The sequence below is a fragment of the Paenibacillus sp. FSL K6-1217 genome (genome assembly GCF_045040735.1).
Classification (GTDB): Bacteria; Bacillota; Bacilli; order Paenibacillales; family Paenibacillaceae; genus Paenibacillus_AQ.
On record NZ_CP150271.1, the window covers coordinates 6194793 to 6206816 of the forward strand.

General features: G+C 53.2%; 11 protein-coding genes. 9 read left to right on the top strand and 2 right to left on the bottom strand.

Annotation, left to right across the window (positions count from 1 at the left end):
- Positions 1-116 precede the first annotated feature (116 nt).
- The 5 genes from MHH28_RS27300 (at position 117) to MHH28_RS27320 (ending at position 5381) form a co-directional block, all read left to right on the top strand.
- Positions 117-1232, top strand: coding sequence for a polysaccharide deacetylase family protein (locus MHH28_RS27300; protein ID WP_405107459.1), 1116 nt, complete (start codon positions 117-119; stop codon positions 1230-1232).
- Between the two features lie 185 nt (positions 1233-1417).
- Positions 1418-1807: a GntR family transcriptional regulator gene (locus MHH28_RS27305; protein WP_405107462.1), complete on the top strand. Its 390-nt coding sequence runs from the start codon at positions 1418-1420 to the stop codon at positions 1805-1807.
- Complete coding sequence (locus MHH28_RS27310; RefSeq protein ID WP_405107465.1) at positions 1800-2702, top strand: ABC transporter ATP-binding protein; 903 nt, start codon at positions 1800-1802, stop codon at positions 2700-2702. Before MHH28_RS27305 ends, MHH28_RS27310 begins: the two co-directional genes overlap by 8 nt.
- Positions 2656-4686, top strand: a complete 2031-nt coding sequence (locus tag MHH28_RS27315) for a hypothetical protein (protein WP_405107468.1) — start codon at positions 2656-2658, stop codon at positions 4684-4686. Before MHH28_RS27310 ends, MHH28_RS27315 begins: the two co-directional genes overlap by 47 nt.
- Positions 4687-4859: 173 nt before the next feature.
- Positions 4860-5381: a mismatch-specific DNA-glycosylase gene (locus tag MHH28_RS27320; protein WP_405107471.1), complete on the top strand. Its 522-nt coding sequence runs from the start codon at positions 4860-4862 to the stop codon at positions 5379-5381.
- An 832-nt stretch (positions 5382-6213) separates the two neighbouring features.
- On the opposite strand, the gene MHH28_RS27325 is transcribed toward MHH28_RS27320, so the two are convergent.
- A complete protein-coding gene (locus MHH28_RS27325) occupies positions 6214-7173 on the bottom strand; it encodes an MraY family glycosyltransferase (protein WP_405117268.1) in 960 nt (319 codons plus the stop codon).
- 94 nt (positions 7174-7267) lie between these two features.
- Here MHH28_RS27325 and MHH28_RS27330 point away from each other — a divergent pair, with 94 nt between their 5' ends.
- Both MHH28_RS27330 and MHH28_RS27335 read left to right on the top strand, forming a co-directional pair.
- Complete coding sequence (locus tag MHH28_RS27330) at positions 7268-7957, top strand: YjjG family noncanonical pyrimidine nucleotidase (protein ID WP_405117269.1); 690 nt, start codon at positions 7268-7270, stop codon at positions 7955-7957.
- Positions 7958-8065: 108 nt separating this feature from the next.
- Positions 8066-8758, top strand: a complete 693-nt coding sequence (locus MHH28_RS27335; RefSeq protein ID WP_405107474.1) for a hypothetical protein — start codon at positions 8066-8068, stop codon at positions 8756-8758.
- 105 nt (positions 8759-8863) lie between these two features.
- On the opposite strand, the gene MHH28_RS27340 is transcribed toward MHH28_RS27335, so the two are convergent.
- A complete protein-coding gene (locus MHH28_RS27340) occupies positions 8864-9847 on the bottom strand; it encodes a ring-cleaving dioxygenase (protein WP_405107477.1) in 984 nt (327 codons plus the stop codon).
- A gap of 222 nt (positions 9848-10069) precedes the next feature.
- Between MHH28_RS27340 and MHH28_RS27345 the strand changes: the two genes are divergently transcribed.
- Both MHH28_RS27345 and MHH28_RS27350 read left to right on the top strand, forming a co-directional pair.
- Positions 10070-10906: an AAC(3) family N-acetyltransferase gene (locus MHH28_RS27345; protein ID WP_405107480.1), complete on the top strand. Its 837-nt coding sequence runs from the start codon at positions 10070-10072 to the stop codon at positions 10904-10906.
- A gap of 88 nt (positions 10907-10994) precedes the next feature.
- Entirely contained in the window at positions 10995-11927 is a 933-nt protein-coding gene (locus MHH28_RS27350) for a manganese-dependent inorganic pyrophosphatase (protein ID WP_405107483.1), read from the top strand.
- The last annotated feature ends 97 nt before the right edge of the window (positions 11928-12024 follow it).

Here is a 12024-nt window from a genome sequence, read left to right on the forward strand (position 1 = left end):
AGCTTGCGGTTACAATCTCTCAAATTACGTTAAAAGGTTATGTGATAAAGTGATAGACAAATATACATAGATTGGAGACTGCTGCTGTGCGTATCAAGAAAACTCTGCTTTTATTCATGTCTTTATTCCTAATGATGGGGCTTGTGCAGGTCCCGGCTAACGCCAAAGCTACTAGCACTACACTTAAACTCGGAGTCAACGATAAATTAAGTGCGATTGAAGCTGTATCCGTAAAAGGTACCTATTATGTACCGCTGCGCTCGCTGGCGGATGAACTGAAATGGACCCTCACCGGACTCAAGGAAGGCATTCACATATCCGGCGGAACCGGTTCGCTGACCCTTCTCAGCAAGGATGGAGGCGCGGTGCTGAAGGACGGCCAGACTGTGCCAATGAGTACTTTCCTGCAGGACGGCAAACTCATGGCTCCGCTGAAAGTCAGCGGCTACCTCGGGTATAGCATTTCCTATGCAGGAGATAAATATTTACTCCGTGTGAAGGACGGCTCGGCGCAGCTTACCGATGCGGCGTTTACCGATAAATATGCCGCTGAGCTGAAGCCGAAGGCTCCAGTGACTCCAGTCACTCCGGTTCAGCCCGCTGAGCCGGGCAAGCCTGGCCGGACCGTATACCTGACCTTTGACGATGGCCCGTCAGCTACAACTGGCCAGCTGCTGGATATCCTGGGCAAATATGATGTACAGGCGACCTTCTTCATGCTGGGGAACAACATGAACCAGCACCCCGCCCAGGTGAAGCGGACTGCGAAGGAAGGCCAAGGCTTAGCGCTGCATGGTGTGACTCACCGGCAGGAGAAGTTCTACGCCTCCCCTTCAGCGGCGCTTGCCGAGATGTCAGCGGCAAATGCGACACTGAAGAAGCTGACAGGGGTCAGCACCAGCCTGATCCGTACACCCTACGGAAGCAAGCCCTATTTCACCAAGTCCTTCCGCGATAAGGTCCTGACTCAGGGGTATCATCTCTGGGACTGGAATGTGGATTCCTATGACTGGAAATACAAACAGAACAGCGACAGAATCTATAACACCGTAATGGATCAGGTGAACAAGTTGAAGGCGTCCAAGACCAATCCGGTCATTCTGATGCATGATCAGAAGGCAACACTCAAGGTGCTGCCGCGTATTCTGGAGAAGCTGAAGAAGGATGGCTATACCTTCAAGCTCATTACGAAGGATATGGAGCCGCTTAATTTCTGGAAGGATAAACGCTGATTCGTAAGAGTTAATAGAGAAGAGCAAGCTGCGGGCTACCCTGCGGTCTTGCTCTTTTTTTGCGCTGAATCGAAATAACTTAAAAAGTTAATGATTGACATTAATCTTCAGCTGTATTAATAATAGTAGTACAGTTAATACACTATGATACTGCAGCCGGAGTATCAGATGAAAGGAGGACTGTCATGTTCGAGTTGGATGTACGCAGCCGCAAGCCGATCTATGAGCAGCTGACCGACAAGGTGAAAGAGTTGATTATGCATGGTATTCTGCGGGCGGATGAACAGCTGCCTTCGGTGCGGGCGTTATCCTCGCAGCTTACAGTCAATCCCAATACGATCCAGAAAGCCTACCGGGAGCTTGAGCGTGAGGGGTATATCTATTCACTGCAGGGCAAGGGCAACTTCATAGCCGCGCTGCAGCAGGGGCAGAGTGAGAGCAAACGGGCAGAGCTGAAGGAAGAACTGCTGCGGCTGATGGCAGAAGCAGTCTACCTTGGGTTCACGGAGACGGAGATCAGTTCCTTGTACCGCCAGGCGCTGGATATGAGAAGAGAGGAGAGCAGCCATGATTGAGATACGCGGAGTGAGCAAGATTTTTCAGGAGGAAAAGGCTGTGAACGGCCTCTCGCTGACGGTACCCAAAGGGGCTATCTACGGATTGCTGGGATCTAACGGGGCAGGCAAAACCACGCTTCTTAAGATGCTTGCGGGCATCTATCGTCCAGATAACGGGAATGTCAAGGTAGGCGGGCAGCCCGTCTATGAATCACCGGAGGTCAAGCGAAGTCTGTTCTTCATGCCGGACAGCCCGTACTTCTTCCCGCAGGCTACAATGAAAAGTATGGCGGAATTCTACCGCTCAATCTATACAGGGTGGAGTCAAAAAAGATACGAGGAGCTGGTTACAGTGTTCCGGCTCGATCCCCGGCGCAGACTCAGCCGCTTCTCCAAAGGGATGCAGCGGCAGGCCGCCTTCCTGCTGGCGCTTAGCTGCAAGCCGGATGCGCTGATTATGGACGAGCCGATCGACGGCCTGGACCCGGTGATGCGCCGCCAGATCAAGAATCTGCTGTTCCAGGAAGTCGCCGAGCGCGAGCTTACCGTGCTGATCTCTTCGCATAATCTGCGCGAGATTGAGGATCTGTGCGACCATGTTGGCATTATGCATGAGGGCCGGATGCTGGTGGAGAAGGATCTGGACGATCTGAAGGCCGACACGCACAAGATTCAGGTCGCTTTCCGTGACGTGCGTCATGCGGCGGCGCTGGAATCCAAGCTGCAGATTCTCCATCAGGAGCAGCGGGGAAGCGTGAGCCTGTACATTGTAAAAGGAGAGCGGGAGCGGATCAGTCAGGCTTTTCATGTCTATGACCCGTATGTGTATGACCTGCTTCCGCTGACGCTGGAGGAAATCTTTATTTATGAAATGGGGGATGCCGGTTATGACGCGCAGCCGATTATTCTGTAACAGCAGCATTATCCGCCAGAACCTGCGCCAGTATGGCTGGATAGGAATTTTGTACACACTTGCGCTCTTATTCATACTCTCGCTGCAACTGTTCATTAACGGAGAAGGGCTAAGGGAGCCTGTCGTATTAGAGGGACTATTCGATCTTGGCATGGACATTGCTGTAATTGTTATTCCTTTTCCGATCATCACCGGATTGTTCCTATCCCGTTACCTGCAGTCCAGAGGCTCCTCCGATCTGATGCACAGCCTCCCGCTGCGCCGCTCGCATCTGCTGTCTTCCTATATGCTGAGCGGTCTGCTTCTGCTGCTGCCGCCCATCTGGATTACAAGTGTGGTTACGATGCTGGTCCGCCCGCTGGAGGGCAATATGTATATCTATCACGGAGCGGAGGTCTGGCAGTGGTGCCTGACCCTTACTGTGCTGACCCTGTTCTTGTTTGCCTTCACTGTTTTTGTGGGCATATGTGTGGGGCAGACCGTCCTGCAGGGTGTGGTGATTATCATTTTGCTGGTTCTCCCGGCGGCAATCCTGACATTTATCGATATGCATCTGAGCAGATATTTGTACGGGTACCCGGATAGAATGGGTTCACGGACAGATACGACGGATTGGGCGCCGATGCTGCGGATTGTAGATATGTCCTACAAGCCTTTTAGCCATACTGAGCTGTGGGTCTATGCTCTCCTGACCGCTGCCTTCGTATCGCTGTCCTTCGTGCTGTACCGTAAGCGCCACAGTGAGAAGGCGAGCCATGCGATGGCCTTCACCTATTTCGATCCGCTGTTCAAAGCCGGGGTAATGCTCTGCAGCATGCTGCTTGCGCTCAGCTACTTCGGAAGTATCAAGCAGGGAACGGGCTGGATCATCGGCAGTGTCATTGCCGGAGGAATTATCGGCTACATCATAGTAGAGATGGTTCTCCGCAAAACCTGGCATATTCTGAACCGCAAGCTGCCGCTTGAATTGACAGTATACAGTATCCTGCTTGGATTGCTGATCTATGTTCCTGTATCGGGCTTGACCGGATATGAGACCCGGGTTCCGGCGAGTGATAAGGTAACTGCTGTATTCGCCGGTGGCAATTATGAAGACCTGATGCAACGCCCGTACGGCGCTCAGAACATTACACCTGCGGAAGAGGCTGATATCTACTCCAAGGACCCGAAATATATTGAAGCGGTAACTGCGCTACATCGTGCAATAGTCATAGCTAAGCCGGACCAGAAGAAGGGTCCTTGGAGTGAGTATTCTAAGACCCGGAATTTTACACTGGTGTACCGGCTGGAGAGCGGGCGGAAGCTATTGCGGACCTACAATGTTCCTATATTGGGCTACGAGCCGGAGCTGAAAGCGGTCATGGAGCATGAGGAATACAAGCGTGACAGGTATCTGATCAACCGGATGAATGAGAACATTGAGAGCTTCAGGCTGAATCACAGGAACAAGACAGTCGTCATTTCCGACCCGCAGGAAGTACTGGAATTCACGGCGCTTCTGAAACGGGAGATTCTTAATAAATCCTTTGAGGATGAGATCTCTGATCAACGGGAGAAGGCATCCATTCAAATCGTCTATAAACCGGATTCATCGCAGTTCCCGCAGAACTCCTATACGTATAACTGGAATCCTTCCTACAAGGAAATGACCGCCTGGTTGGAACAGAAGGGCTATGCGGATAAGCTCAAAGTTACAGCAAAGGACGTGGTATCCGCTGAGATGTTTAGAGATATCCATCATAGTGCTATCCCCTCCCGGCAGCTTTACAATGCGAACTCCCGTTTGCAACTGGCGCGCGATGAGAAGCGTTCCGTTATCATTACAGACAAGACCCTCTTGGATGATATTCTGCTGCACCAGCGTAAATTTACCAGCCAAGAGGGAAGGTATGTAATGCTGATAGAATATAAGAGCGGAAATAATGATTTTGTTTCACTGGACGAACAAGAGATGACGCCGGCACTTAAGGCCCTTCTTCCATAGTTTGCTTATCCTATTGAAGTGAATAACAGTCCAATCTATGCCCCTGATCACTGGTGAATTTCCTGTGCAGGGGCATTTCTCTGTTATACCCCGGGGACAAGCAGCGCTTAAATATGGGTTATATTAAGTGAAGGATATTGATTATAATGTGTTCTATGTAAGGAGGGACAGAAATGGAAGAGGTACAGGATCATCTGGATCACGGACTCCAGATTGTCTTCATCGGATTTAACCCCAGCATTCGCTCCGGGGAATTGGGGCATCACTATGCCAATCCGCGCAATAATTTCTGGCGCATACTGCATAAGTCCGGGCTGACGCCGCGGTTATATGAGGCCTCCGAGGACGGGGAGCTGTTAAAGCTGGGGTACGGATTCACCAACATCGTTGCCCGCCCCACCGTAGGCGCTGAAGATATCACCCGGGAGGAGTACGCCAAGGGCCGCGCGCTCCTGCGGGCCAAGCTGGAGGAATACCGCCCGGAGATTGCCTGCTTTGTCGGCAAGGGCGTGTACACAGAGTTCAGCCGCAGGACTACAGCCGCCTGGGGCTTCCAGGAAGGCATCGCCCCCGTGGTGGACGGCGTCCGGGAGTTCGTCGCCCCTTCATCCAGCGGGCTGGTCCGCATGCCGATGCCGGAGATCATCGGAATCTACTCGCAATTGCGTGACTTCACGCAGGAGCGGGAGCCTTAAGGCCAGGCCCGGGATCTGGTTCACGAGTAACCGGCCTGAATGTATGCGAAAAAGCGAATACAATGCTCAGTCGCGAGGGTGTGTAGGCCGATGTATGCGAAAACCGAATATAATATGCTGACGGGCGGAACGTGGACCAACTGTATGCGAAAAACCGAACACAATGCGCAGGTACGAGGGGAAGAGGGCCCAATGTATGCGGAAAACAGCATACATTTGCTAGCGTGCAGGCGTGTGACCCGAATGTATGCGGAAAACAGCATACATTTGCTGGCGTGCAGGCGTGTGACCCGAATGTATGCGGAAAACAGCATACATTGTGCTGGCGCGAAGGCGTGTGGCCTGAATGTATGCGAAAAACAGCATACATTTGCTGGAGAAGGTACGTGGTCCGAATGTATGCGAAAAACCTAACGCATGAGCTGACGCGAGGACGAAAGGGTGTGTGTAGGGCGGGGGTTGTGGTTATATTTCGCATCCGCTTAAACAGCGGAGAGAACGGAACGACCTGCGGAAAAGCGATAGCGTTCGCCTTTGTCTCCGGATTTTTACCGATTAGGGAAATAAATAAAATCTGGAGACAACAGCGCTTGTAACAACGGTCCGTTCGCGGAGCGTTCACCCAAGTGCCCGCGTTGATCCTGCTCAAAAGTAAAAGCCTAAGTAACCATTTCATGTGGAACAACGGTCCGTTCGCGGAGCGTCCACCCGAGCGTCCGCGTTGATCCTACTTGAACTAAAAGGCGTCCACCCCAGCGCCAAACTAAAAAGGCTGTCCCCGCAGCCATTTCATGACTTGTGGGAACAGCCCTTGTCATACATAGTAACTTCATTACGTCTGGATCAGCAGCAGGATGATGGAGGACAAGGACAGGCAGACGCTGACCAGATAGAGCACCCCAACCACCTGTCTCTGGTTCAGGCCGGCTTTGAGCAGGCGGTAATGAACCTGAGTGGCGTCAGCCTGATAGATGGCTTGTCCCTTCAGGAAGCGTCTGATGACGACAAAAATATTGTCGAAGATCGGTACGCCCAGCGCGAGAATCGGAATGAACAGCGACAACACCGTTGCCTGCTTGAAGGCGCCGTCCAGCGCAATCACAGCCAGAATGAAGCCGAGGAAGGTGGCGCCGGCGTCGCCCATGAAGATTTTGGCCGGAGCCTTGTTGAAGCGCAAGTAGGCCAGGGTCACCCCGATCAGCGAAATTGCCATGAAGGCTGAAGTGGATTGGCCCATCGTGAGCGCGACAACGAACAGCGTTACTGCCGATATCGCCGTCAGTCCGCCAGCCAGACCGTCCATGCCGTCAGAGAAATTAATGACCGTAGTGACGCCGAAGATCCAGATAATCGTCAGCAGGAACTGCAAAATAAACGGCAGTGAGATATAATCACCTGAGAACGGATTAATGAAGCCGGTAAACGCATTGCCGGAAAAGAAGACCAGAACGGCTGCGGCAATCTGTACGATGAATTTGGGCAGTGCAGGGAAATCCTTGCCCTTGGTTTTGTACCAGTCATCGATGGTTCCTATAGTCAGCAGAAGCACACCGCCAATGAACAGGGCAAGTGTCTCCAAGGTGAATTCACGTGCGAAGAGCAGATATGTAATGAAAAAACCTACGAATATGGCATAGCTAGCCGTAAGCGGGATGGGCTCCCTATGGATCTTGCGTTCAACATCTTCCCTCGGCCTGTCCACGAAATCCAGCCGGAAAGCGAGCCTGCCCAGAGGAGGAATCAGCAGATAAACGATAAAAAATGACACGAGAAAAGCTAAACCGTATAAAATGACAATCACCCCGTTGATTTTTTTAAGCCCTACCCCAGATTATATCGCAGAAGGATGTATGTTGTCGAACTACATAAGCGAGATGGAGGAAATGATGAAATACGATTGTATCTTATTTGATGCCGATGATACCCTGTTTGATTATGGAATGGCTGAGAGCCACGCCTTGAGCCATGCCTTCGCCCATTTCGGCCTGCCGACAGGCGCGCAGGAGTATGCCGCCAGCTACCAGGAGATCAACCATGCCTTATGGAAGGATTTCGAGCAGGGAAAAATCACCTCTGCCGCCCTGCGGGTGGAACGGTTCAACCGGCTGTTTGCCGCCCGGCAGCTCACGTTCAAGCCGGAGGAATTCAGTGAAGCGTATCTGCGCTTTCTGGGGGAGGGGACCTTCCTGATTCAGGGTGCAGCCGAGCTCTGCGGCGAGCTTGCCGGGTGCAGGCTGGCTGTGATTACGAACGGAATAAGTGATGTGCAGCATGCCCGGATTAAGGGCTCCCCGCTCAGCGAGGTATTCGAGGCGGTTATTGTATCGGAGGAGACGGGCTACCAGAAGCCGGAGACCGGGATCTTTGATTATGCTTTTGCGAAGCTTAACCTCTCGGATAGACGCCGGGTGCTGATCGTCGGGGATTCGCTGACCTCGGATATCCGGGGCGGGAACAACTACGGCATCGATACCTGCTGGTTCAATCCGCTGGGCAAGCCCGGTGATCCTGAAATATCGCCTACCTACGAAATCCGCAGTCTGGACGAACTGGTGGAGATAGTGAACCGCGCTTGAACGGGCCTGAATGAAGGCGGGCAGGTTGAAAGTTTCACTTCTGGGTTTAATATATAGGGACGCTACGTTTCTACTTTTTTAATAACAACATACGGGAGAGGATATTACATGAAGAAAAAATGGCTGATTGCCGCGGTTGTCACCGGCATGACCGTAACAGGCTCGGCAGGGGTATATGCGGGCACCAAGCTGCAGCAGATTAAGGCTTATCTGAACCACAGTCTGGGTATTGTGGTGGATGGCACTCCTTTTTGGATGAAGGACGGCAACGGCAAAACCCTGACGCCGATCACGTACGAAGGTCTCACCTACCTGCCGGTCCAGTCGATCGCCACGGTGCTGAAGGTGCCTATCAATTATGACTCGGTCAACTATAAAGTGAGAATCGGTGCAGGCAGTGCGGATATTCCTGCCCCTACGCCTGCTCCGGGAACCTCCACCGGCGGGGGGAATACAACTCCTGCTCCTGTAGTAGAGGGAACGGCTAGGCCGGTTAATCTGCCGAAGGATTTTCCGATTCCCCAGGATGCCATGATTGCGATCACTCTCGATACGGATGCTAACGGCCTCAAGAAGGTAGCGTTCACCTATTCAACACAGGAGACACTGGAGACCATGGGCTTCGTGTACAGTGAATATGCGCGGATTAAAACTCTGGATAATCCCTCGGAGTCAGTATCGGCCAGCAATGTCAAAATTTCCGGCAAACTCGGCGGGACAAGCCCTGTATCGATTACAGGCAAAGCCTCCACGACCCGGCCCGGCTTCAATCTCTTCACGATCACCTGGTCAGAGAGCTGAACTGAGCCTGTAAGGTAAGAGTTAAGCTGCTATGCAGGCTTGGCCAAACATAAAAACTCCGGCTTGCAAGTCAGCCGGAGTTTTTATGTGTAATTCACAATAAGCTTAGACTTGCGGGCGGGTATCCAGCGGCTTCAGGTGGGCCTCAATCTGTTCGCGCTTCGCTTCCAGGAACGGCGGCAGAGCCAGCGCCTCGCCCAGATGCTCGACCTCCTCATCCGTGGCGAATCCCGGTCCGTCCGTAGCCAGCTCGAACAGAATGCCGTTCGGCTCCCGGAAATACAGCGAGCGGAAGTAGAAGCGGTCCACGAAGCCCGAGTTCGGGAGCTGCACGCTGCGGATGCGTTCAATCCACTGCTTCAGCTCCTCTTCGTTATCGACGCGGAAGGCTACATGATGTACGCCGCCCCGTCCCAGTCGCTCCTGCGGGAGATCGCTGCGTTCCTCCAGATGGATCTCCGTGCCGGAGCCGCCTTCACCGGTCTCGAACACGAGAATGTCCGGCTGGCCCGCCACCGGAGAAGGATAACTGCCTGCGCGGCGGAAGCCGAGCAGGTCCTCCAGAATCAGGGCCGTATGTTCAGCGGTCTCAACCGTCAGATGTGCCGGTCCCAGCCCGACAATGGCATGCTCGGCCGGAACCGGGCTCTTGGCCCACGGCTTGCCTCCGGCCATGCCCTTGTTGTGCTCATCCGAGACGAGGATGAGGCGCTGGCCCTCGTGATCGGTGAAGGCCAGCGTCTTACGGCCGCCGCGTTCGGTGATCTCCTCATGCTCTACGCCGAGCAGCGTGAAGCGCTGTGTCCAGAAGAGCAGGGCATCATCTCCGGGAACGCGCAGGGAGAGCGCGGAGATGCTGTTGTTGCCATCACGGTTACGCCCGGCGTTAGGCAGCTCGAAGAAGGTAAGCTCCGTACCGGGATTCCCGGTCTCATCCCCGTAGAACAGGTGATAGACAGAGACGTCATCCTGGTTGACGGTCTTCTTGATCAAGCGGAGTCCGAGCACTTCTGTATAGAATTTGTAGTTTTCCGGTGCTTTGGCGGTAATGGCAGATACATGGTGAAGACCTTTTAATGTTAAACTCATGGGAATACCTCCTGGAATTTGGGGTGGTTGTTATATAAGACACACTTAAGAGTTGAACTTGAAGCTAGGTCGTCACTGCGGTGAACATTTGGAAAATTACTTATTAATATTAAGTTACTATAATTTTAATAGTAAATGAGTAATTTTGCAAGATGTATTTCAGGGTGTATTTCAAGATGCATTTCAAGCTGGTATTTATTATTCAGGAAAGCGGGGTTAATCATGCACACCAGATCAAGTCTGATGAAGCAGCTGGAGGGAATGGGAATCGATCCGCAGGGGACACTGCTGGTCCATTCCTCACTCAAAAGCATCGGTGAAGTCGAAGGGGGAGCGGATACTGTACTGGATGTTCTCTCAGAATATATGAAGGAGGGGCTGCTGGTCCTGCCCACCCATACCTGGTCGTATATCGATGCGCAGAATCCGCGCTTCTCCGTGCTGGAGTCGCCCTCCTGCGTCGGAATTCTGCCGGAGCTGTTCCGTAAGCGGCCGGGTGTGATCCGTTCCTGGCACCCCACGCATTCGGTGGCTGCGCTGGGCGCGGATGCAGCGTTGTTCACAGCCGGAGATGAGCGCTGGGATACGCCATGTGCACGCGGGTCGGTCTACGGCAAGCTGCTGGACCGGGGGGCGGAGATTATGCTGCTCGGGGTGGATCTGCGGAGAAATACGTTCATCCACGGAATTGAAGAATGGGTGGATATTCCCGGCCGGATGACGGACGGGCATGAGGCGCTCTATACCGTGACGCCGGAAGGCGGAGAGATCGCGGTTCCTTCGCGCAGGCACTGCGGACTGTCCTGGTCGCAGCATTTTTGGAAGGTGGAATCCGTGCTGGAGGATGGCGGGGCGCTGCGCAGGGGCAGCTTCGGCGATGCGGCGGTCATGCTCTGCGGCACCGCAGAGACCACCCGTATTCTGAGCGATATGCTCCGGGAGAACCCGGATCTGTTCTCGGATAACGAGCCGCTGTCCGGGGAGAGCGTGCCTGAGGCTCTGCCGAAGACGAAGCGGGGGCAACCCGAACAGGCAGTGCAGGGGTATACCCGGAGTTAATCCCAGGCCGGATATTTACAGGTCTCTGGCAGGTATCTATCAATGTATGGTATATTATTCTCACAAAAACATAGTAAGGAGATTGGAAATGACAAAAACTTTGATCTTTGGTCACAAAAACCCGGATACCGATACCATTTGTTCAGCAATTGCCTATGCGGCACTGAAGAAGGAACTGGGCTGGGATGCCGAGTCGGTCCGCCTTGGAGACATCAGCGGGGAAACGCAGTTTGCCCTCGACCACTTCGGGGTGGAAGCTCCGCGTCTGGTGGAGAACGTAGCCGCAGAAGCTGAACAAGTGATTCTGGTGGACCATAATGAACGCCAGCAAAGTGCGAATGATATCGATCAGGTCCGCGTGGTTGAGGTAATTGATCATCACCGGATTGCGAATTTTGAGACGGCCTACCCGCTGTATTACCGGGCTGAGCCGGTGGGCTGTACGGCTACTATTCTGAACAAGCTGTACAAAGAGAATGGTGTTGCCATTCCTAAGAACATCGCCGGTCTGATGCTGTCCGCTATCATTTCTGATTCCTTGCTGTTCAAATCGCCGACCTGCACGGAGCAGGATGTGGCTGCTGCGCGTGAGCTGGCGGCCCTTGCCGGAGTGGATGCCGAGAGCTATGGCCTGGACATGCTCAAAGCCGGTGCAGACCTGAGTGACAAGAGCATTGCCCAATTGATCTCCCTGGATGCCAAGGAATTCAAGATGGGTGAGTACAAGGTGGAGATTGCCCAGGTCAACGCTGTGGATGTGAATGATGTCCTGTCCAAACAGCCGGAGCTGGAAGCGGCTCTTACCGCTATCATTGACGACAAGGGACTTGATCTGTTCCTGTTCGTGGTTACCGATATCCTGAACAACGATTCCGTGGGTCTCGCCCTGGGCCGCGTAGCAGGCGCTGTGGAACAGGCCTACAATGTGAAGCTGGACGATAACAAGGCAGTGCTGAAGGGTGTAGTGTCCCGTAAATCACAGATTGTCCCGGTTCTTACCGAGACTATCGCCAAGCTGTAATTGCGGCTTCCGGTGTACCCGGAGCAAGAAGGTTGTACCGTGACCGGCTGTGCATTTCCTCAGGAAATTGTGCAGCCGGTTTTATTTTACAATTCAC